Annotated in this window: 20 protein-coding genes; 9 read left to right on the top strand and 11 right to left on the bottom strand. The window is 67.6% G+C overall.

Annotated features, from left to right (window positions below):
• Window positions 1-3: 3 nt before the first annotated feature.
• The 5 genes from DFQ14_RS08645 to DFQ14_RS08665 form a co-directional block, all read right to left on the bottom strand.
• On the bottom strand, window positions 4-798 hold the full coding sequence (locus DFQ14_RS08645) for an MlaE family ABC transporter permease (protein WP_114452611.1): 795 nt from the start codon (window positions 796-798) through the stop codon (window positions 4-6).
• A gap of 73 nt (window positions 799-871) precedes the next feature.
• Window positions 872-1,627, bottom strand: coding sequence for a glucose 1-dehydrogenase (locus DFQ14_RS08650; RefSeq protein ID WP_114452613.1), 756 nt, complete (start codon window positions 1,625-1,627; stop codon window positions 872-874).
• 18 nt (window positions 1,628-1,645) lie between these two features.
• The gene (locus tag DFQ14_RS08655) at window positions 1,646-3,154 is read right to left on the bottom strand and encodes an aldehyde dehydrogenase family protein (protein WP_114452615.1); all 1,509 of its coding nucleotides are present in this window, start codon (window positions 3,152-3,154) and stop codon (window positions 1,646-1,648) included.
• A gap of 139 nt (window positions 3,155-3,293) precedes the next feature.
• Window positions 3,294-4,382, bottom strand: coding sequence for a Zn-dependent alcohol dehydrogenase (locus DFQ14_RS08660; RefSeq protein ID WP_114452617.1), 1,089 nt, complete (start codon window positions 4,380-4,382; stop codon window positions 3,294-3,296).
• Window positions 4,383-4,466: 84 nt separating this feature from the next.
• Complete coding sequence (locus DFQ14_RS08665) at window positions 4,467-4,679, bottom strand: ferredoxin (protein WP_114452619.1); 213 nt, start codon at window positions 4,677-4,679, stop codon at window positions 4,467-4,469.
• Window positions 4,680-5,004: 325 nt separating this feature from the next.
• Here DFQ14_RS08665 and DFQ14_RS08670 point away from each other — a divergent pair, with 325 nt between their 5' ends.
• The gene (locus tag DFQ14_RS08670) at window positions 5,005-6,183 is read left to right on the top strand and encodes an acyl-CoA dehydrogenase family protein (protein WP_114452621.1); all 1,179 of its coding nucleotides are present in this window, start codon (window positions 5,005-5,007) and stop codon (window positions 6,181-6,183) included.
• A gap of 33 nt (window positions 6,184-6,216) precedes the next feature.
• Window positions 6,217-7,344, top strand: coding sequence for an acyl-CoA dehydrogenase family protein (locus DFQ14_RS08675; RefSeq protein WP_114452623.1), 1,128 nt, complete (start codon window positions 6,217-6,219; stop codon window positions 7,342-7,344).
• A gap of 89 nt (window positions 7,345-7,433) precedes the next feature.
• Here the strand turns inward: DFQ14_RS08675 and DFQ14_RS08680 are convergent, their stop codons facing one another.
• Complete coding sequence (locus tag DFQ14_RS08680; protein ID WP_114452625.1) at window positions 7,434-8,537, bottom strand: NAD(P)H-dependent flavin oxidoreductase; 1,104 nt, start codon at window positions 8,535-8,537, stop codon at window positions 7,434-7,436.
• 42 nt (window positions 8,538-8,579) lie between these two features.
• Window positions 8,580-10,226: an acyl-CoA synthetase gene (locus DFQ14_RS08685; RefSeq protein WP_179951527.1), complete on the bottom strand. Its 1,647-nt coding sequence runs from the start codon at window positions 10,224-10,226 to the stop codon at window positions 8,580-8,582.
• Between the two features lie 87 nt (window positions 10,227-10,313).
• Here DFQ14_RS08685 and DFQ14_RS08690 point away from each other — a divergent pair, with 87 nt between their 5' ends.
• Window positions 10,314-11,132, top strand: a complete 819-nt coding sequence (locus DFQ14_RS08690; RefSeq protein WP_114452629.1) for a crotonase/enoyl-CoA hydratase family protein — start codon at window positions 10,314-10,316, stop codon at window positions 11,130-11,132.
• Between the two features lie 67 nt (window positions 11,133-11,199).
• Here DFQ14_RS08690 and DFQ14_RS08695 read toward each other — a convergent pair whose 3' ends face one another.
• The 3 genes from DFQ14_RS08695 to DFQ14_RS08705 form a co-directional block, all read right to left on the bottom strand.
• A complete protein-coding gene (locus DFQ14_RS08695; protein WP_114452631.1) occupies window positions 11,200-11,670 on the bottom strand; it encodes a pyridoxamine 5'-phosphate oxidase family protein in 471 nt (156 codons plus the stop codon).
• A 234-nt stretch (window positions 11,671-11,904) separates the two neighbouring features.
• Window positions 11,905-13,446, bottom strand: coding sequence for an acyl-CoA synthetase (locus DFQ14_RS08700; protein ID WP_114452852.1), 1,542 nt, complete (start codon window positions 13,444-13,446; stop codon window positions 11,905-11,907).
• Window positions 13,447-13,528: 82 nt separating this feature from the next.
• The gene (locus DFQ14_RS08705; RefSeq protein WP_114452853.1) at window positions 13,529-14,605 is read right to left on the bottom strand and encodes an LLM class F420-dependent oxidoreductase; all 1,077 of its coding nucleotides are present in this window, start codon (window positions 14,603-14,605) and stop codon (window positions 13,529-13,531) included.
• 111 nt (window positions 14,606-14,716) lie between these two features.
• On the opposite strand from DFQ14_RS08705, the gene DFQ14_RS08710 reads away from it, so the two are divergent.
• The 5 genes from DFQ14_RS08710 (at window position 14,717) to DFQ14_RS08730 (ending at window position 19,381) form a co-directional block, all read left to right on the top strand.
• Window positions 14,717-15,715, top strand: a complete 999-nt coding sequence (locus DFQ14_RS08710; protein ID WP_114452854.1) for a Zn-ribbon domain-containing OB-fold protein — start codon at window positions 14,717-14,719, stop codon at window positions 15,713-15,715.
• Between the two features lie 16 nt (window positions 15,716-15,731).
• On the top strand, window positions 15,732-16,793 hold the full coding sequence (locus DFQ14_RS08715; protein ID WP_114452632.1) for a thiolase domain-containing protein: 1,062 nt from the start codon (window positions 15,732-15,734) through the stop codon (window positions 16,791-16,793).
• Window positions 16,790-17,962 carry a thiolase domain-containing protein gene (locus DFQ14_RS08720; RefSeq protein ID WP_114452634.1) on the top strand — a complete coding sequence of 391 codons (1,173 nt, stop codon included), beginning with the start codon at window positions 16,790-16,792 and terminating at the stop codon, window positions 17,960-17,962. Before DFQ14_RS08715 ends, DFQ14_RS08720 begins: the two co-directional genes overlap by 4 nt.
• Window positions 17,959-18,828 carry a TIGR03619 family F420-dependent LLM class oxidoreductase gene (locus tag DFQ14_RS08725; RefSeq protein ID WP_114452635.1) on the top strand — a complete coding sequence of 290 codons (870 nt, stop codon included), beginning with the start codon at window positions 17,959-17,961 and terminating at the stop codon, window positions 18,826-18,828. The genes DFQ14_RS08720 and DFQ14_RS08725 overlap by 4 nt, the downstream gene beginning before the upstream one ends.
• 118 nt (window positions 18,829-18,946) lie before the next feature.
• On the top strand, window positions 18,947-19,381 hold the full coding sequence (locus DFQ14_RS08730; RefSeq protein WP_114452636.1) for a nuclear transport factor 2 family protein: 435 nt from the start codon (window positions 18,947-18,949) through the stop codon (window positions 19,379-19,381).
• A gap of 112 nt (window positions 19,382-19,493) precedes the next feature.
• Here DFQ14_RS08730 and DFQ14_RS08735 read toward each other — a convergent pair whose 3' ends face one another.
• A complete protein-coding gene (locus DFQ14_RS08735; RefSeq protein WP_114452637.1) occupies window positions 19,494-20,720 on the bottom strand; it encodes a cytochrome P450 in 1,227 nt (408 codons plus the stop codon).
• A gap of 247 nt (window positions 20,721-20,967) precedes the next feature.
• Here DFQ14_RS08735 and DFQ14_RS08740 point away from each other — a divergent pair, with 247 nt between their 5' ends.
• A complete protein-coding gene (locus DFQ14_RS08740) occupies window positions 20,968-22,131 on the top strand; it encodes a steroid 3-ketoacyl-CoA thiolase (protein ID WP_114452638.1) in 1,164 nt (387 codons plus the stop codon).
• Window positions 22,132-22,135 lie beyond the last annotated feature (4 nt).

The following is a 22,135-nucleotide window of genomic DNA, read 5'->3' on the forward strand; positions in this document are numbered from 1 at the left end:
CGATCACAACGCCTTCGGCGGGACGATCTGCAGGTAAATGCCGGTGATCACCAGATTCAGCAGGAACAACAGCAGGAAAGTGATCACGACGGCCTCGTTGACCGCATCACCGACCCCTTTCGGCCCTCCGGCGGGATTGAGACCGCGGTAAGCGGCCACCACCCCGGCCACGAATCCGTAGAGGAGAGCCTTGAACTCACTGATCCACAGATCGGACAGCTGAGCCAGGGCATTGAAACTGGCCAGGTACACGCCGGGAGTGCCGCCCTGCAGGATCACGTTGAAGAAGTACCCACCGAGTACGCCGACGACGGTGACCAGTCCGTTGAGCAGGACCGCGACCACCACGGCGCCGAGCACCCTCGGCACGACCAGGCGATGGATCGTCGAGACACCCAGCACCTCCATCGCATCGATTTCCTCGCGGATCGTGCGTGCTCCGATGTCCGCGCACACGGCCGAACCGCCCGCTCCTGCCACCAGCAGTGCCGTGACCAGCGGACTGGCCTGCTGCAGAATCGCCAGGGCGCTGGCCGCGCCGGTGAACGACTGGGCACCGATCTGCTTGGTCAACGACCCGAGCTGCATCGCGATGACCGCACCGAACGGGATCGCCACCATGGCGGTCGGCAGAATCGTCACGCTGGCGAAGAACCAGCACTGCTGAATGAACTCGCGGAATGGGAACGGACGGCGCGGGATGGCCCGCAACACCTGCCAGCCCAGCGTGGACATGCGGCCGACCTGGTTGAACGCGGCGCTGAGGGGAACGCGATGGCTGGCGCCCGGAGAACTCATCGGCGACTCCCGCAAGGTCTCGGTGACTGTTCAACCGCTACTTCCACACCCATCACGTCTTCCGCGGAAGCGTTCAGGTCTGGAGCAGGGAATGTGTTGCGGTCGCTCCTCCGTCGGCGACGAATTCCGCGCCCGTGCAGTACGAACTCTCGTCGCTGGCCAGGAACACCACGAGATCGGCGATCTCGTCCGGTTGTCCCACACGGCCCAGCGCGACCCGTTTGCCCACATAGGACGTGTCCATGTCGCCACCGGCCGCGTCCTGGATCATCGGGGTGTCGATCACACCGGGATGCACCGAGTTCACCCGAATTCCCTGCTGTCCCAGCTCCATCGCCGCGACCTTGGTCATCCCGCGAATGGCGAATTTGCTCGCCGTGTACGACACCAGAAACGGCATACCGGCCAGTCCTTCCACGGAGGACAGGTTGACGATGGAAGCGCCTCGCCCCATCGACGGGATCACGGCCCGCATGCCCAGGAACGTGCCGATCTGGTTGGTCCGGACGACGCGTTCGTAGTCGGCCAGACTCGTCTCGGCCAGCGCGGAGAAATGCAGGATGCCCGCGTTGTTGACCAGCACGTCGACGCGGCCGAACGCGGATTCGGCGGCGCTCACCGCGCTTGCCCACTCGTCCTCCGAGGAAACGTCGAGGTGGTGGTAGACGGCAGCCTCACCGAGTTCGTCGGCCAGGCTCTTGCCGTCCTCATCGGCGACATCGGCGACGAGGACACGTGCCCCCTCGGCCACGAATCGGCGCGCCTCGGCCGCTCCCTGCCCCCGGGACGCGCCGGTGATGATCGCGACCTTGTCCTGTAGACGCGGCATGCTCGGTTTCTCCCGTCGTCACATCATCTCGTCGGTCAGCGGCATCATCACGGTCTTGAGTTCCGTGTAGGACTCGAAAGCCGCCTGCCCACCCTCGCGGCCGAGACCGGATTGTTTGAACCCGCCGAAGGGAAGGTGCGGTTCCACCTGGAAACCGTTGATCCCGACGGTTCCGGATCGCACCCGGCGCGCCACCCGGAACGCGCGCTGCGCATCCGCGGTGTACACACCGGCGCCGAGGCCGTATTCGGAATCGTTGGCCATCCCGATGGCCGAGTCCTCGTCGTCGAACGGCACCACGGACAGCACCGGACCGAAGATCTCCTGCTGGGCGATGCTCATCGAGTTGTCCACATCGGCGAAGATCGTCGGCGTCACGAAATGGCCCGCACCGAGGTCCCCGCCGGCTTTGTCTCCCCCCGTGACCAGTCGCGCGCCTTCCTCATGGGCCTTCTCGACATACCCCAGGACCCGGTTCAACTGTCGCTCGTTGATCAGTGGGCACGCCTGCACGCCGGGATCGAAGGGGTCACCGTAGGTCACCGAGCCGGCGATCATCTCCGCGGCGGCGACGAATTCGTCGTAGACGTCGCGGTGCACCAGAGCCCTGGTGTGGGCGATGCAGGCCTGACCGGACAGGCCCATCGTCACCATGCCCATGGCGGTCATTCCGGCCATCCCGACGTCCGCATCGGGGAAGACGATCGCGGGACTCTTGCCACCGAGTTCCAGCGAGACCCGCTTCATGGTGCCCGCCGAGGCCTCCACGATCCGCCGCCCCACCTCGCGGCTGCCGGTGAAACTGACCTTGTCGATCTGTTCGTGGGTGATCAGTGCTTCACCGGTCGGATCTCCCGGACCGGTGACCACGTTGATCACTCCCTGCGGCAAGCCTGCCTCGACGAGCAGCTCCACCATGCGCAGGACGCTGAACGTGGCGTATTCCGAAGGTTTGAGCACGACGGTGCACCCTGCGGCCAGTGCCGGGGCCACCTTCTGCGCGAACAGCAGAAACGGCGCGTTCCAGGGCAGCACCGCACCGACCACACCGATCGGCTCGCGGAAGGTCATCGCGAGGTGGTCCCCGCCCTGATACGGCGCGAACGTCTGGCCGCCTGCCTTGTCGATCCATCCCGCATGGTGATCGAAGGCATCGGCCGCGACGGCGACCGACCCCGCGTAGATGGATCCGAAGGACAGCGGCACACTGTTGTCCAGTGCCTGCAGGGCGCGCAACTCGTCGGTGTGCTCGCGCAGCAGAGCGGCACAACCGTTCAGCAGCCGCGCGCGCTCGCCCGCACGCATGTGCGGCCACGGTCCATCGTCGAACGCGCGGCGGGCCGCACGGACCGCCTCGTCGACGTCCTCGGAGCCGGCCACCGCGAACTCACCGATCGATTCCCCGGTGGCCGGGTGCTGGTGCGACCAGGTCGTTTCCCGGCGGGCCTGCCGCCACTGCCCGTCCACGAGCAGCAGGCCGTCCTTGATCCCCACCTCTTCACGATGTTGCTGCATGGTCAGCGTCATCGCTCATCCTCCTCGTCGATCGATCCTGCGTGGATCCGGCACCGGCTACGTGGCGGCCTTGCGACCCGGACCCGATGTCCGGGAGCCGTCCACGGCCGGCTCCGTTCGTCGTGCTGTGCTCGGAGGTCGAAAAGCGCCGTCAGTCCACAGTGACGATCTGCCGCACAACACCGTTGGTGCCGTCCTTGAGCGCATCCAGACCGGCATTGACGTCGTCGAGAGACATGCGGGTACTGACCATGCCCTCGAGGTCGAGCAGGCCCGCTCGCCAGAACTCCACCATCCGACCGACATCGCGGCGCGGATCGGCCGAGCCGTAGAAGGACGGCAATATCTTTCGTTCCGTGATGAACAGTTCCTGCGCGGTGAATTCGATTTTCTGCTCGGGGCCTCCGGCGCCGACCACGACGACGCTGCCACCTCGCCTGGTCGCGTCGTAGGCGGTGCGGATGGTTGCGGCCAGCCCCACGACCTCGAAGGCGTAGTCGAACCCGCTTCCACTGGTGACCGAATCGTTCAGTTCTTGCAGGCCGTCCGGTGTGGTGACGTGCGTGGCGCCGAACCGCCGGGCGGACGCGTGCTTGTCCGTGTCCGGGTCGACCGCGACGATCCGTGTCGCGCCGGCCAGCCGGGCCCCCTGGATCACCGAGATCCCCACACCACCACATCCGATGACGGCCACGGTGGAACCCGGCTCGACCGCGGCGGTGTTGATCACGGCGCCGACGCCGGTCAGCACCCCGCAACCGAGCAGGGCACCGACTTCGAACGGAACCTCGTCATCGACCTTGATCGCCCCGCTACGCGGCACGACCACTTCTTCGGCGAACGTCCCGCATCCGCCGAAGCCGAACGCGGGTTCCTCGCCGACCTCGAAGCGGGGCGAGGTGAATGCGGCGACCGTGTGCACCTCGCACAGGTTCGGCTGTCCCCGCAGGCAATGGGGGCAGCCGCCGCACGGCGGCACGAAGGAAATGACCACCCGGTCCCCGGGGTCGAGGTCGGTGACCGCGCTGCCCGTTTCCAGTACTTCGCCGGCACCCTCGTGCCCCATGACGCCGGGCGCCATCGTGGGCAGTGATCCGTTCATCGCCGACACATCACTGTGGCAGATCCCGGACGCCCGGATCCGGACGCGGACCTCCTCGGGACCGGGGCCGGTGGTGGCGGCGTCCGTACGGATATCGAGCTTGTCATCACCGATCTGCTTCAGTACCGCTGCCTTCACCGGCCCTGTCTCCTCACTGGCCCCGAGGCCGCTCTGCACGAGTGTGTGTAACGTGGAACACACTAGAACGTGTTATCAATTACCTCAAGGGTTGGGTTCCGACTCGGGAGTGCGGATTTCGAGCGCTCCTTTCGGGCACAACTGAACAGCTTTGACAACACGTTCCAGTTCTTCGGAGTCCTCGGCGGGCTGCCGGATCCGCAACATCTCCTCGTCGTCCAGCGCGAAGACACCGGGCGCGAGCCCGACGCACACTCCGTTCGCCTCGCACAGCCGAGGATCGACACTGACCTCCATCGGTCCCTCCCTGTTCGCCTTGCCGGGCGTGCCGTACCGCCACGCACGACCGGGTCGCCACGTCAGTCCCTCAACGAGCACGTGAGAGACAGGTCACGCTTCCCGCCGCTTCCGATTCCGGCCATCGCGACCACCACGCGAAGAGGTCTTCCGCCGTCTCCCTGCTCATTGGTAGAACGCGTTATACATCATGACGCACCGGGCAAGATCCATCCGGAAGAACTCCGCGCCGGTGTTCGACTCCGGGTGCACACCCGGATATATTCACTGAAACACGTTTCATAAGAGTGAGCGGCGCGTCGCCCGGCTCGGCTCAGGAGCATGCATGCGTATCACCTACACCCCGGAACAGGAACATCTGCGACAACGGCTGCGCGCCTACTTCGCGGAACTGATGACGCCGCAGCTCCGTGCGGAGCTGAACTCCCAGGAGGACTACGGAGACGGTGCGGCCTACAAACACATCGTGCGCCGCATGGGCGCCGACGGGTGGCTGGCGCTCGGATGGCCCCGGGAATACGGCGGCCACGGTGGCACGATGCTCGACCAGCTGATCTTCACCGACGAGGCGGCCATCGCCGGTGTGCCGGTTCCGTTCCTGACGCTCAACAGTGTCGCGCCCACGCTCATGCGGTACGGAACCGAGGAGCAGAAGTCCTTCTTCCTGCCGCGGATCGCCGCCGGCGACATCCACTTCGCCATCGGGTATTCCGAACCCGAGGCCGGGACCGACCTCGCCGCGCTGCGCACCAGCGCCGTCCGCGACGGCGACGAGTACGTGATCAACGGGCAGAAGATGTGGACGAGCCTGATCCGGTACGCCGACTACGTCTGGCTGGCCTGCCGCACCGACCCGGACGCGCGCAAGCACAAGGGCCTGAGCATCCTCGTCGTGCCCACCGATGCGCCCGGATTCTCCTGGACGCCGGTACACACCGTCGCAGGTCCCACGACCAGCGCCACCTACTACCAGGACGTGCGCGTGCCGTCCTCCGCCCTGGTGGGCACCGAGAACGAGGGGTGGCCACTGATCACCAACCAGCTCAACCACGAGCGCGTCGCACTCACCTCCGCTGCCCCGCTGCGCTCGGCACTGAATGAGGTTCGTGCCTGGGCGCAGGGCAGCGAGCTCGCCGACGGCCGGCGGGTCATCGACCAGGAGTGGGTCCAGCACCATCTCGCACGGGTCCATTCGGGAGTCGAGTTCCTCACACTGATGAACTGGAAGATCGCCTGGACCGCCGATCAGGAACCCGCTCCGGCTGCCGCCTCGGCGACGAAGGTGTTCGGCACCGAATTCGCCACCGACGCCTACCGGCTGCTGATGGAGGTACTCGGCTCCGCCGCGTGCATACGCGAGGGCTCCCGTGGCGCCGCGCTGCGGGGGCGGATCGAGCGCATGCACCGCTCGTCGCTGATCCTGACTTTCGGCGGCGGAACCAATGAGGTCCAGCGCGACATCGTGGCCACGGTGGGACTCGGCCTGCCCCGAGCCCATCGTTGACCACACCCCCACCGCCGACGCGAAAAGGCAGACATGGATTTCTCGCCGACCGAAGCCCAGCAGGATCTCGCAGGACTGACCACCGACATCCTCGCCGACCACGTCACCGACGCACGCCTTCGGGAGCTCGACTCCGACAGCGGCCGGTTCGATCGTGCGCTGTGGAAGGAGCTGGGGCGGGCGGGCGTGCTCGGCGCGACCCTGCCACCCGACGTGGGTGGTGCCGGGTTCGGCCTGCTGGAGCAGTGCAGCGTGCTGATCGAAATGGGACGTGCGACCGCGCCGGTGCCGTACCTGTCCTCCGTGGTACTGGCCGCCGCCACACTCGCCCGGTTCGGTACTCGTGAGCAGCGGGACCGCTGGGCGGTACCCGCCGGGGCCGGCGAGACGGTCCTCACCGCGGCCATGGTCGAGGAGGGCAGTGCGGATCCGCGCACGCCGTCGACCCGTGCCGACCGCTCGGGCGAGCACTGGGTGCTCAACGGGACCAAAACCACCGTCCCCGCCGGACCGGTGGCCGATCTCGTCCTGGTGCCCGCGACGACCCCCGAGGGACCTGCGGTCTTTCTCGTCGCGCCGGGCGACCGAGGAGTGACCCTGGAAAGCCAGCGAGTCACCGGCGCAGGCACCGAGGCGTGGCTCGAACTCTCCGAGGTGTCACTGGCGCAGGATCGTGTACTCGGCGGTGTCGAACACGGGCCGCAGATTCTCGACCTGATGTTGCGCCACGGAACGATCGGCCTGTGCGCCGGACAGCTCGGAGTGCTCGAACGAGCTTTGGAACTGACCGCCGAGTACGCTCGTGACCGGGTGCAGTTCGGCCACCCGATCGGCGGCTTCCAGGCCGTGGCGCAGCGCCTCGCCGATGCCTACATCGATGTCGAAGCGGTCCGGCTGACGATGTGGCAGGCCGCGTGGCTGGCCTCGCACGGGCTTCCCTGTGACACCGAGGCGGCCACGGCGAAGTTCTGGGCCGCCGAAGGCGGTCACCGAGTCGCCCACACCGCCGTGCACGTCCACGGTGGCGTGGGCATTGATCTCGACCACCATCTGCATCGGTACTTCGTCGCGGCCAAGTACCACGAATTCACCCTCGGTGCGGCGACCGCGCAGCTCGGCCACATCGGCCGAACCCTGGCCGCCGAGGCGATCGAGGAATAGTTCTCGAAAAACGGGCGCAGAGGACTGCGCCCGGCCGGAAACGACGGCGGTGCGGACAAGGGCAGGAGCCGCACCGCCATCCGCACGCCTCAGCGCAGTTTGTCCAGCCTCGCGAATGTCTCGTCGACCTCCCGCAGCAGGCCGGCCATCACGTCGTCGACCCGGCGGATCTCGTTCATCCGGCCGACGATCTGCCCGACCGGCATCGACACGACCTCGGGGTCGTCGGAGCGCATGATGCGCCGGTGCGCCTGGCTGACCAGAACGTTCTGCAGCGGCATCGGCAGCGGTTCCGGAGCGCCGGGCTCGGACCACGCCTCGGTCCACCGGGTCTTGAGCAACCGGGCCGGCTTGCCGGTGTAGATCCGGGAGCGGACCGTGTCGCCGGAGCCGGCCTTCAACAGCGCCTGCTGCATCGCCGTGTCCCCGGCGGTCAGCGCGTACTCGGCAGTGGACAGCCAGTACGATCCCATCCACGCCCCGGAGGCTCCGAGGGCGAGCGCGGCGGCCACCTGCCGCCCGGAACCGATTCCCCCGGCCGCCAGAACCGGAACCCGATCCCCCACCGCATCGACGATCTCGGGGACGAGCACCATCGTGGCGATCTCACCGGTGTGCCCGCCGGCCTCGTGTCCCTGGGCCACGACGAGGTCCACGCCGTCATCCACCTGCCGCTGCGCGTGCTCGCCCTTGCCCGCCAGCGCCGCCACGAGGATGTCGTGGTCATGAGCCCGCTCGATCACGTCCCGGGGCGGGGACCCGAGCGCGTTGGCGATCAGCTTCACCGGGTGCTGCAGGGCGACATCGACATGTGAGCGCGCCACCGAGTGCAACCAGCCCAGCACCGAATCCGACTGCTCGTCCTCCTCCGGCAGGTCCGGTACGCCGAGCCGCTCCAGCGTCCGATCGACGAATTCCCGGTGTTCGGCCGGGATCATCTCCGCCAGGTCCACATCGGTGCCTTCGGTGGGGACTTTCGACGGCATCACGATGTCGACCCCGTAGGGCCGACCGTCGGTGTTGCGGTCCATCCAGTCCAGAACTCTGTCCAGCTCGTCGGCGTCGTTGAATCGCACGCACCCGAGCACGCCGAACCCACCGGCGCGGCTGATCGCCGCGGCGACGTGTTCGGAGGGCGTGAAGCCGACGATCGGATGCTCGACGCCGAGTGTGTCGCAGAGTGAGGTACGCATGGATCGGTCCTTTCGGAGGGATTCGGGTCGATGGACGTCGGATCAGCGGGAGTCGGCAACGGGGGTGGAGCGTGGCCGCACAGCCGAGGAGGGCTCGCGTTCCTCGGTATGACGCCGCGCCCACCGGTAGTCCGGCTTGCCGCTCGGCGATCGACTGATCTCGTCGACCAGCCACAGGGTTCGCGGCAGTTTGTATCCGGCGATGTGCTCCCGCAGGTACGTGGCGAGCGTGTCGAGGTCGGGGGTCGCACCCGGCCTGGGCTGGACCACAGCGCCGACGCGCTGCCCCGTGCGCTCATCGGGGACACCCACCACCAGGGCGTCGAACACGTCGGGGTGCGACTTCAGCGCTCCCTCGACCTCTTCGGGGAACACCTTCTCCCCGCCGGTGTTGATGCTCATGGTCCCCCGACCGAGCATGGTGATCTGCCCGTCGCTTTCCAACCGGGCGTAGTCGCCGGGAACGACGTAGCGCCGGCCGTCGATCTCCCGAAACACCGATGCGGTCTTGTCGGGGTCGTTGTAGTAGCCCAGCGGGATGTGGCCGCAGCGAGCCAGCCAACCCACCTCGCCGGTTCCCGGCTGCAGAACCCTGCCGTCATCGCTGATGACAGTGGTGGAGGTGCCCGCATTGACCCGGGGACCTCCGGAGTTCTCGCTGCCCTTGCCCACCACGCCGATACCGCTGAACCCGGTTTCCGAGGAACCGATCGAGTCGGTGATCACCACGTTGGGCAGCGCCTCCAGATACTGCTCCTGCACCGAGGGGGAGAACAGCGCCGCGCTGCTGGAGATGGCCACCAGGGAGGAAGCGTCGTAGTCGCCCTGGTGGTAGGCCTCGATGAGGGGGCGAGCCATCGCGTCGCCGGTGATGGCCAGAACATTGACACCGTTGCGCTCGATCTCGCGCCACATCTCGTGGGCGTCGAACTCCGGCACGAACACCACGGAGCTGCACGCGAACAGGTTGCCCAGCGCCGCCCACTGGGCGGCACCGTGGATGAAGGGTGCGGCAGGCAATCGGACGAGCCCGCCGCTCTCGGCTCCTTGGCGGGCCTGCTGCCATTCGTCGGCGACGGGCTCTCCCGTCATGAAGTCGATGCCACCCCCGAGGGTGCGCCAGACGTCCTCGTGGCGCCACATCACCCCCTTGGGTTGACCCGTGGTGCCGCCGGTGTAGAGCAGGTAGAGATCGTCGTCACTGCGCTCGCCGAAGTCGCGGTCCGGCGAACCCTCCGCCAGGGCGGACTCGTACTCGACTCCCCCGTAGGCGGAGTGATCACCGTCCGTGCCGTCCTCGACGACCAGCACGGTGTCCAGGCCGTCGATGTCGGGCAGGACCTCGGCCACTCGCTGTGAGTACCTGCGTTCGTGAACGAGGACCGCGAGATCGGCGTCGTCGAAGATGTAGCGCAGTTCGCCGGGGACATAGCGGTAATTGATGTTGATCGCCACGGCGCGCAGCTTGTACGCGGCGATCATCGTTTCCAGCGCTTCGATGGAGTTCCGGGAGTACACACCGATGTGCGAGCCCTGCCCCACTCCCCGGTCCGCGAGGTAGTGGGCGAGGCGGTTCGCTCGCTGCTCCAGTTGCCGGTACGTGAGGCGACGCTCGCCGCAGACCACGGCGACGCGTTCGGGGGTCAAGTCAACTGCGTGCTCGAAGAGATCTGCGATATTGTGTGCCACCCGAAACAAACTAGAACGTGTTATCATTCGTGACAATGGCCTGACCCGTTCGGCCGAAGAACTTCTTCTTCTCCGGAGGCGCCCACGATGACATCGGCACAATCCGATACCCGGAATCAGGACGCGCAGCAGCCGGATTGCCTCGTGGAGCAGCACGGGCATGTCCTGGTCGTCACGCTCAACCGCCCCGAGGCGCGCAACGCCCTGTCCGCGTCGATGCTGTCCATCCTGCGACAGGCCTGGGACGAAGTGGACGGCAACGATGAGATACGGGTCTGCGTGCTCACCGGGGCGGACGGTGCTTTCTGCTCGGGCGCCGATCTCAAGGCCATGAACAGCCAACATCCCGGCGACAGCGCGGCGGGACAGGATCTGTCGGTGATCGAACCACTGCTGAAGGGACGGCGCCTGAGCAAGCCGCTCATCGCGGCAGTGGAGGGGCCTGCCGTGGCGGGCGGCACCGAAATCCTGCAGGCCACCGATATCCGGGTGGCCGGAGAGAGCGCACGCTTCGGCGTCTCCGAAGCCCGCTGGGGACTGTTCCCGCTCGGCGGTTCCGCGGTGCGGCTGCCGCGGCAGGTTCCCTACACGCGGGCCGCCGAGATCCTGCTGACCGGCCGGCACCTGTCGGCCTTCGAAGCGCAGGAAATAGGCCTGGTCGGCCATGTCGTACCGGACGGACAGGCTCTGGACAAGGCGATGGAGCTGGCGGAGTCGGTGGCTGCCAACGGGCCGCTGGCGGTGCAGGCCATCCTGCAGACCATGCGCGAGACCGAGGGTATGCCCGAGAACGAGGCGTTCACCGTGGACACCCGTCTCGGCATGGCCGTCTTCGGCAGCGAGGACGCCAAGGAAGGGCCGCGGGCCTTCGCCGACAAGCGGATCCCCGAATTTCGCGGCCGCTAGACAAGGGCGGGGAAGGAGCCGGGCGTCGCTTCAGGAGTGCATTCATCGATCACCCGAAAAGGACTCCTCAGTAGACGCCCGGACCCAGTTTGCGGTGGTCCCAGCTGACCACCCGGGTGCTCTCGAACACCACGGCCACCCGTTTGCCGCCTTTGCTGCGTATCGCTTCCCGCCCCGATTCGTCCAGGGGGCCTCCGCCGTAACGCTGCGCGATGGCCTCGCCCACCCGCTGGATCTCGGCGGGATCCTCCGAGAGGTGGGCGTGTCCCTCCAGGAACACACCGCGCAACTCCTCGTAGCTCTCCCCCGCCTCGACCAGGCAGCTCATTCGCGCATCGCGGCGCAGATTCACGGTCTTCTGGGCGGACCCGTACGTCCAGAACACGATCGCGGAGTCCAGGAACGCGAACCACATGGGCACCAGGTGCGGATGCCCGGTGTGACCGTGGCTGGCGACGATGAGCGTGTGCTGCTCGGAGAGGAAGTCCTCGATCTCGTCCGGAGACATCCGAATCCGGTCACGACGGCTGCCTGCCATCTAACGAGCCCTTTCAGGATGGTTTTTGCACGAGTGCTCAGCCTGAGCGAACCGACCGGCTCCGGCTGTTACCGTTCATGGCCCCGGCTGAGGCTCATGCAAGGCAGGGGCCACGTGATGGAGAGTGGCTCCCTGATGTGGCCTCCAACGCTGGACAACCCCTTCTCCGGGAAGGACTGCATCCGAGAAGGCGGTTCACCGACCACCGCGCCAGGTCGAACGTGAAAGGCACTCCTAGATCGCCTGGTCGCGGTGGGCCCAGTACGGATCCCTGAGCTTGCGCCTGGAGAGCTTGCCGTTGGGATCCCTGGGAAGCTCGGGGGTGAAGTCGATGCTCTTCGGGAGCTTGAACTTCGCCAGTCGCCGGCGAGCGAACTCCATCAGTTCGTCGGCAAGGTGCTGCCCACCGGCGGTGTCCTCGGCGACCTGCACCACCGCCTTGACCTCCTCGCCCCAGTCGTCGTTGGGTACTCCGAACACCGCGACATCGGCGATTTGCGGGTGCACCGCCAGCGCGTTCTCGACCTCGGCGGGATAGATGTTCACCCCACCGGAGATGATCATATCGCTCTTGCGGTCGCACAAGTAGAGATAGTCGTCCTCGTCGAGATACCCCACGTCACCGAGCGTGAAAAGATCGCCGACATGGGACTTGCGGGTCTTGTCGGCATCCCCGTGGTATTCGAAGCTCGAACCGTGCATCCGCATGTACACCGTGCCCACTTCTCCGGGCGGAAGCTCGGCGCCGTCCTCACCGAGCACCCGCACGACGGACCCGGGCCAGGCCCGTCCCACCGACCCGGGTTTACTCAGCCACTCCTCGGCGCCGATCGACGTCCCGCCACCTTCGGTGGCCGCGTAGTACTCGATGATCACGGGCCCCCACCATTCCAGCATGCGTCGCTTGACCTCGGGCGGGCACGGAGCTGCGCCGTGCACGACCGCGCGCAGCGACGACACGTCGTAGCGCGCGCGGACCTGCTCGGACAGGGCCAGCAAGCGGTGGAACTGGGTGGGGACCATATGGCTGTGCGTCACCCGGTGGCGGTCGACGAGTCGGAGCATCTCCTCGGCATCCCATCGGCCCATCAGCACCGCGGTGTGGCCGAGCTGGATCGAAATGCTCACGAAGTTGAGCACGGCCGTGTGATACATCGGGGATCCGCACAGATGTACGTGCCCGTCGAAGGGCTCCAGGCCGAACAGCGCGAAGAATCCCCGTGACCGCTCGGGCACCTCGTCCGGGTCGGCACCGGTCAGTGGCCGTCGCACTCCCTTCGGGCGCCCGGTGGTGCCCGAGGTGTACAGCATCGGCGATCCCGCGGTGCGCACGTCCGGCCGCTCGACGGGTTCGTCGGCACCGAGCTCGGCAAGCGGCCGGAAGCCGGGGATCTCCCCCACCGACCACCGCGCCGCGGCGGGCAGGTCGCTGCGGGCGGCCGCGTCGGCGGCGACCCCGGTGAAGTCCTCGTGCGCGAAGAACGCCTTCGCCGCGCTGTCGTCGATGATGTAGGCGACCTCGTCGGCGACGAGGTGCCAGTTCACCGTCACCACGTACAGCCCGGTCTGCAGCGCGGCGAAGTACGCGGCGAGCAGGTCGGCACCGTTCGTCAACATCAGCACGATGCTGTCACCCGGCTCGAGTCCCCTGCTCTGCAGTCCTCGCCCGATGCGATCGGCGGCGGAGGCCAATTCCCGGTAGGTCATCTCGTGGCCGTCCGGATCGACCACTGCCACCGAATCCGGATACTCCTCCGCGATGTTCCACAGGCCCATGACGGTCACGGCACACTCCCGTCCACGATGTGGTGCCCACCGGGGCGGGCACGAATCACACCAGAATCTAGAACGTGTTTCATCAAGAAGGCAAGGTCGAAACCGGTGAATCGGCGGATCCGCTCTCCCGCACCACCTCGGCCACCGTCCGGACCTGCTCCGCATCCCGGCAGCCGACCAGCAGAGTGTCCACACCCGACCGCTCCCACTGCCGGACGCGCTCGACCACGCGCTCGCGCGTCCCGATGATCGCGATCTCGTCGACCAGTTCGTCCGGCACCGCCGCGGCGGCCTCCTCACGGCGCCCCTCCCGGAACAGCAGCCCCACCTCCTCGACCGCCTCCGCGTATCCCATGCGGCGGAACACATCGGCGTGGAAGTTCCTCCGGACAGCGCCCATACCGCCGAGGTAGAGAGCCAGGGACGGCTTCAACCCGGCCCTCTCGGCCGCCGCATCGTCGGTGACGAGGACCTGGCAGTGCGCCGCGACCTCGAACTCCGACCTGGTGCGGCGTGCTCCCGGCCGGGCGAACCCCTCGGCCAGCCACTCCTCGCAGACCGCGGCGAGCCGCGGCGAGTAGTACACCGCGAGCCAGCCGTCGGCGATCTCCGCGGTCTGCGCGACATTGCGCGGCCCCTCGGCTCCCAACCAGATCGGCAGGTCCGCGCGCAGCGGATGCGTGATCGGGCGCAGCGACTTGCCGAGACCCGACGACCCGGGGCCGTGGTAGGGCAACGGGTAGTGCGGCCCTTCGTTGCGCACGGGCTGTTGCCGCGCCAGCACCTGGCGCACGATCGAGACGTATTCCCGCGTGCGCGCCAACGGTTTCTCGAACGGCTGCCCGTACCAGCCCTCGACAACCTGCGGACCGGACACTCCCAGCCCGAGCACGCAGCGACCGCCGGAGAGGTGATCCAGCGTCAGCGCGTGCATCGCACAGGCGGCCGGCGACCGCGCCGACAGCTGCGCCACCGACGTACCCAGCCGCACCCGCGTGGTGGTCGAACCCCACCAGGCCAGGGGTGTGAACGCGTCCGAGCCCCAGGACTCGGCGGCGAAAACACCGTCGAATCCCGCTCGCTCCGCTTCGGAAACAAGTTCCTGCGCATGCTGCGGTGGCATGGCACCCCAATAACCGAGTTGCAGCGCGACCTTCACGAGAACCTCCCTGCATCGCCGCTTGTTCGGTGATACCCCGATGACCGCTCCATCCTGCTCGAACCATTGCCGCATTCGCGAGAACGTGTTTCACTTCGGCGTGTGACTGGGATTTCCGAACCACTCAGCGCCCCGCTCGAGGTCGGTTTCGACTACACCCGCTCCCTCGGGCCGGTACTCGGGCGTTTCGCCACCGCACTGCGACAGCGCCGCATCGAGGGCGTACGCGGATCCGACGGCCGGGTCCACGTTCCCGTCGTCGAATACGACCCGATCACCGCCGAAGCTCTCGACGACTTCGTCGAGGTGGGCCAACAGGGCACGGTTCTGAGCTGGTCGTGGACGCCGCACCCCCTGGAGGGCCAACCGCTGGCACACGCCTTCGCCTGGGCCCTGATCCGGCTCGACGGTGCCGACACACCCCTGTTGCACGCGGTGGACGTGGTCTCCCCGCAGGAGATGCACACCGGGATGCGCGTGCGAGTGCGGTGGTCGGACGCCCCTGTCGGCAGCATCCGCGACATCGCCTGCTTCGATCCGGTCCCGGACGACGCTGCCGCGGGCGGGACCGCTGCCGACCACACGGGCGAGGCCCCACCGCTCCCCGAGAGCACCTCCGAGCAGCAGGAACCGGTCGCGATGACGACCACTCCGGTGCACCTGCACTACCGGCATTCGGCTTCTCCCGAGGAGAGCCAGTATCTCCGCGCTCTCGCCGAGGGGCGGTTGATCGGGCAGCGCTGCCCTGCCTGCGGCAAGGTTTACATTCCGCCGCGCGGGGCCTGCCCCACCGACGGCGTTCCCACCACCGACGAGATCGAACTGCCGGATGCCGGGACCGTGACGACATTCTGCATCGTCAACGTGCCGTTCCTCGGTCAGCGGATCAAGCCGCCCTACGTGGCCGCCTACGTCCTCCTGGACGGGGCGGACATCCCCTTCCTGCATCTGGTCCTCGGCTGCGCGGCCGAGGAGGTCCGGATGGGGATGCGCGTCCGGGCGGCGTGGAAGTCCCGCGACCAGTGGGGCACGACGCTGGAAAACATCGATCATTTCGAACCCACCGGGGAGCCGGACGCGCCGTACGAGTCCTACGCCCGGCACCTTTGAGGGCAGGAGTGCGACAGTGACAGACCCTGACGTAGCCGTCGTCGGATTCGCCCAGGCACCGAACACGCGGCAGACGTACGGCACCACCAACGGTGTCGAGATGTTGGTACCGATTCTGCACGAAGTTCTGGACGGTACCGGACTGACCAAAGGCGACATCGGATTCTGGTGCTCGGGGTCCTCCGACTACCTGGCAGGACGGGCCTTTTCCTTCGTCGCCGCCGTGGACGCCATCGGAGCGGTGCCGCCCATCAACGAGTCGCACGTGGAGATGGACGCGGCGTGGGCACTGTACGAGGCATGGGTCAAGATCCGGACCGGACAGGTCGACACCGCGCTGGTGTACGGATTCGGCAAGTCCTCCGCAGGGGACCTGCGCCGAACGCTGGCCCTGCAGCTCGATCCCTACACCACCGCCCCCCTGTGGCCGGATTCGGTCGGCATCGCCGGACTGCAGGCCAGGCTGGGGCTGGATTCCGGGCAATGGACCGAACAGGACATGGCCGCGGTTGCCGCACGGTGCCGTACCGACGCCCGCACCAACCCCCATGCCCAGATCTCGGGAGCCGCCGAGGTCTCCGAGCTGCTCGCAGAGCCCTATCTGGCCGATCCCCTCCGCGCGCACGACTGCGCTCCGATCACCGACGGTGCTTCGGCGGTGATCCTGGCAGACGCCGACCGTGCCCGCGAACTGTGCGCACGTCCCGCCTGGATCACCGGTCTGGAACACCGGATGGAATCGGGCAACCTCGGTGCCCGGGAATTGACCACCTCGCCGTCGACGGCCGGCGCGGCCCGCGCCGCGGGCACCGACGGTGTCGAGGTGGCCGAACTCCATGCGCCGTTCACCCATCAGGAACTCGTGCTCCGGGAGGCGATCGGGCTCGGTGACGAGGTCCGCATCAGCCCGTCCGGCGGTGCGCTGTGCGCGAACCCGATGTTCGCCGCGGGCCTGACCCGGATCGGTGAGGCCGCCCGGCGGATCATGGACGGCAGTGCCCGGCGGGTGCTCGCGCACGCGACCAGCGGTCCGGCGCTGCAGCAGAACCTCGTGTGCACGATGGAGGGTCACCGATGAGCAAGCACTTGGCAGCGGTCCTGGGAACCGGGCAGACCCACCACGCCAGCCGCCGCACCGACGTGTCGATGGGCGGACTCTGCCGCGAGGCGATCGACCGGGCGATGGCCGACGCCGGCCTCGACTGGCCGGACATCGACGCCGTCGTGCTGGGCAAGGCACCCGATCTTTTCGAGGGCGTCATGATGCCGGAACTACCGCTGGCCGATGCGCTGGGCGCGACGGGCAAGCCCCTGATCCGGGTGCACACCGCGGGCTCGGTGGGCGGATCCACCGGCAACGTGGCGGCCAGCCTGATCGAGGGCGGTGTGCACAAGCGCGTTCTGGCGGTGGCCTTCGAAAAGCAGTCCGAATCCAACGCGATGTGGGCCCTGTCGATCACGCCACCGTTCCACATGCCCGTCGGCGCCGGCGCGGGAGGTTATTTCGCACCACACGTGCGCTCCTACATCCGCCGCTCCGGCGCTCCCGACCACATCGGGGCGGTGGTGGCGGCCAAGGACCGTCGCAACGGGAGCCGCAACCCGTGGGCGCACCTGCGGCAATCGGACCTGTCGGTGGAGTCCGTGCTGTCCTCGCAGATGCTGTGGGACCCCATCCGCTACGACGAGACCTGTCCCTCTTCCGACGGTGCCTGTGCCGTCGTGCTCGGTGACGAGGACACCGCGGATGGCTCTCCGGGATCGGTGGCCTGGGTCCATGCGACTTCGATGCGCACGGAACCGACCACGTACGCCGGCCGCGACCAGGTCAACCCGCAAGCCGGTCGGGAGGCCGCGGCGGCGCTGTGGAAGCAGGCGGGCATCACCGATCCCCTGTCCGAGATCGACACGGCCGAGATCTATGTCCCGTTTTCCTGGTTCGAACCCATGTGGCTGGAAAATCTCGGATTCGCCCAGGAGGGCACGGGTTGGAAGCTGACCGAAGCCGGGGAGACCGGGATCGGCGGCCGGCTGCCGGTCAACCCCTCGGGAGGGGTGCTGTCGTCGAACCCGATCGGCGCCTCCGGGCTGTTGCGCTTCGCCGAAGCGGCGATGCAGGTGATGCACCGCGCCGGCGAGCACCAGGTGCCCGGGGCACGCACCGCGCTCGGGCACGCCTACGGCGGCGGCTCGCAGTACTTCTCGATGTGGATCGTGGGCACCGACAAACCGGGAGGCCGGCGTTGAAATTCACCCTCTCCGTGGCCATGTGCCCGCTGGAGCAGCTCACCGAACTGGCCCGTACCGCCGAGCAGTGCGGCTTCTCGGCGATCGCCCTGCCGGATTCACTGTTCCACTCCGAGGACGTGGCCGCCGACTATCCCTACACCGCCGACGGCACGCGCATGTGGACGGCGGACACGCCGTGGTCGGATCCCCTGGTCGCCGCCGCGTCGATGGGGGCGGTGACCGAACGGATCGGCTTCTACACCTCGGTGCTCAAGCTCGGCCCGCGCAATCCGGTGCTGCTGGCCCGCCAGATCGCCTCGGTGGCCCGGCTGACCGGTGACCGGTTCGGTCTGGGCGTCGGGCTCGGCTGGACGCCGGAGGAATTCGAGTGGTGCGGCGCACCCTTCGAACATCGCGGCCCCCGGGTCGACGAAGCGATCGACGTGCTGCGCCTGATCCTCGGCGGCGGCATGGTCGAGCACCACGGCAGGTTCTTCGGCTTCGACAGGTTGCAGATCAGCCCGGCCCCCGAGCGCACGGTGCCCGTCTACGTCGGCGGCCACAGCGAGAAGGCTCTCCGGCGCGCGGCGCGGCGCGGTGACGGCTGGGCGTCGGCAATGATGCGTCTGGACGAGCTGCGCACGACCATCGATCGGCTGGCCGAACTGCGCGCCGAGGCCGGGCGCGCCGAGGACCCGTTCGAGATCCAGGCCGTGTGCGTGGACCGGTTCGATCTCGAGGGATATCGCGAGCAGTCCGAAATCGGCGTGACCGACGCGATCGTGGTGCCCTGGTTGCTGCACGGCCACGGCTTCGACGCCGACATCGCGACCAAGAAGGAGTCGCTTGCCCGGTTCGCCGAGGAGATCATCGACAAGTTCTAGAGAGTGCGTGGATCGGTGTGCGTCGCGGTGCCGGTGGCGGAAACTCCGGCTTCGCCTCGGCTGCTGAAGGCCGGCACCTCGAGCAGCCACGACAGATGGTGAGGGAGGCGGCGTCGGCATGCATTGGACCGCGACCCGAGAGGCCCACCCCGCACGTGATGCCGCACTGGCCTCCGTGCACGCGGTGGAGCGCGGAGCCAAGGACGAGTGGGTGGCACTGTTCGCTCCCGACGCGGTCGTGGAGGACCCGGTCGGGACATCCCCCTTCGATCCCGAAGGGCGGGGCCATCACGGCAGGGAGGGGATCGCCGCGTTCTGGGACACCGCGATCGCTCAGGCCTCCCACATCGAGTTCCACATCCGCGACTCGTTCGCCGCGGGACACGAGGTGGCCAACGTCGGATTCATCCGGACGTTCCTGCCGGACGGATCCAGTATGGACGCAGAAGGCGTCTTCGTGTACTCGGTCGGCGAGGACGGACTTCTCCGTTCGATGCGTGCCTTCTGGGAGTTCGAGCGGGCAATGACGACCATGCGCCCGGCCGAGCCGTGACCGGTGGTTCGGCCCTCGGGAAGAATCGCATGCTGGCGCCGAGCACTCGGATCGTCCGGGCAGCAACCGCGGGCGGCGGTGTGCCCGCCGCCCGCGACCTTTCCCCGGCGTTTCAGCGGTACTGCACCCGGTATTCCTTGATGCCGTTGAGCCAGCCCGAACGCAGTCGCCTGGGCTCGCCGACCTGCTTGATGCCGGGCATGTGCTCGGCGATCGCGTTGAACATCAGGTCGATCTCCAGGCGGGCCAGGTTGGCCCCCAGGCAGTAGTGCGCCCCGGTGCCGCCGAATCCCACGTGCGGGTTCGGATCCCGCGTGATGTCGAAACGCTCCGGGAAGTCGAAGACCTCGGGGTCGAAGTTGGCGGAGCTGTAGAACATGGCCACCCGCTGTCCCTGCGCGATCGGAACACCGGCCAGTTCCGTATCGGCCAGGGCGGTGCGCTGGAACGACATCACCGGCGTCGCCCAGCGCACGATCTCGTCGGCGGCGGTGCCGGGCCGCTCTGCCTTGTAGTGCTCCCACTGGTCCGGATGCTGCAGGAACGCGTGCATCCCGTGGGTGATCGCGTTGCGCGTGGTCTCGTTGCCTGCCACGGCCAGCAGCAGCACGAAGAAGCCGAACTCGTCCGACGAGAGCGCCTGCCCGTCGACATCGGCCTGCACCAGCTTGGTGACGATGTCGTCCATCGGGCACTGCCTGCGTTCCTCGGCCATGTTCATGGAATAGCCGAGCACCTCGGTGGCAGCCGCCTCCGGGTCGATGGAGTATTCGGGGTCGTCGTAGGCGATCATCTGGTTGGACCATTCGAAGATGTCCTTGCGGTGCTCCTGCGGCACTCCCAGCAGCTCCGCGATCGCCTGCAACGGCAGCTCGCAGGCCACGTCGGTGACGAAGTCCCCGGTGCCACCGGCCAGCGCCTCGCCTGCGATGTTCTCGGCGCGGGCGTGCAGTGCCTCCCGCAGGCTGTTGATCGCCCGCGGCGTGAATCCCCGCGAGACGATCCCACGCAATTTCGTGTGTTCCGGCGGATCCATGTTGAGCAGGATGTAGCGCTGCATCTCGATCTGCTCACGGGTCATACCGTCCTGGAAACGGGTGATGGCCGTGTTCTCCCTGCTGGAGAACACGTCGCTGCGGCGCGAGACCTCCTTGACGTCCGCGTGCCTGCTGACCACCCAGTACCCTTCGTCGTCGAAGCCGCCACTTCCCTCGGGCTGCGGGTTCCACCACACCGGTGCCGTCCGGCGCAGCTCGGCGAACTCGGCCATCGGCATGCGTTCGGCGTAGAGGTCCGGGTCGGTGAAATCGAAATCGTTCGGGATGCTGGGTGAAACCACGGCTACCTCCTGCGATCCGGCGTGCGTACACCCCACGACGAACAAAATGCAACAAGTTCTATATGAACCACAACACAGCACGGCGGATAAGTAAACCCCTATAACTCTTCTTTCCCAGCAGGCAAGATCGTCTCCGTCGGGAATTTTGCACACCGCTCTCCGACCTGTCCGCGCATCCTTGCCGAAGAGTGTGAACTTGTTCTAGTTTTACCGTGCAGGCACAGGTGCGCGGCGAGAGGAGACGGACGTGGGCAATCCGGTGATCGTGGAGGCGGTGCGTACTCCCATCGGGAAGCGCCGAGGGTGGCTGTCCACCTTGCACGCCGCCGAGATCCTGGGTGCGGCGCAGCAGGGCCTGATCGATCGCTCGGGGATCACTCCCGACGACGTCGAGCAGGTCATCGGAGGATGCGTCACCCAGGCCGGGGAGCAGTCGAGCAACATCACCCGCACCGCCTGGCTGCACTCGGCACTTCCCCACCGGACCGGTTGTACGACCGTGGACGCGCAGTGCGGTTCGGCTCAGCAGTCCACGCACCTCATCGCCGGACTGATCACCGCAGACACCATCGACATCGGGATCTCCTGCGGCGTCGAGGCGATGAGCCGGGTGCCGTTGGGCGCCAACATCGGTACCGACGTGGGGCGCCCGCGTCCGGAATCCTGGGACATCGACCTGCCCAACCAGTACGCGGCCGCCGACCGCATCGCCGAGCGCCGGGAAGTGAGCCGGGCCGATGTCGACCGCTTCGGCTTGCGCTCCCAGCGCAGGGCTCGAGCCGGCTGGGACGAGGGCCGATTCGAGCGGGAGATCGTGCCCGTGCGCTGCCCAGTCCCCGACGCAACGGGGAACCCCACCAGCGGTACCCAGCTCATCACCCGGGATCAGGGGCTGCGCGAAACCAGCCTGGAAGCCCTCGGGGAGCTGAAACCCGTACTCGACGGCGGGCTGCACACCGCGGGCACCTCCTCGCAGATCTCCGACGGAGCCGCGGCCGTGCTGCTGGCCGACTCCGACCGCGCCGCCGCGCTCGGTCTGCGCCCGCGCGCCCGGATCGTCTCGCAGTGCCTGGTCGGCGCCGAGCCGTACTACCACCTCGACGGACCCGTCCAGGCCACTTCCCGCGTCCTGGAACGCAGCGGTATGAAGATCGGTGACATCGACCTGTTCGAGGTCAACGAGGCGTTCGCCTCGGTGGTGCTGTCCTGGGCCCAGGTGCACGAGCCGGACATGGACCGGGTCAACGTCAACGGGGGCGCCATCGCCCTGGGCCATCCCGTCGGCAGCACCGGAGCCCGACTGATCACCACGGCCCTGCACGAGCTCGAGCGTCGCGACGCCTCCACTGCACTGATCACCATGTGCGCGGGCGGCGCCCTGTCCACCGCCACCATCATCGAACGCGTCTGAGCAG

The organism is Halopolyspora algeriensis (assembly GCF_003337235.1).
In the GTDB taxonomy this organism is placed as follows: Bacteria; Actinomycetota; Actinomycetes; order Mycobacteriales; family Pseudonocardiaceae; genus Haloactinomyces; species Haloactinomyces algeriensis.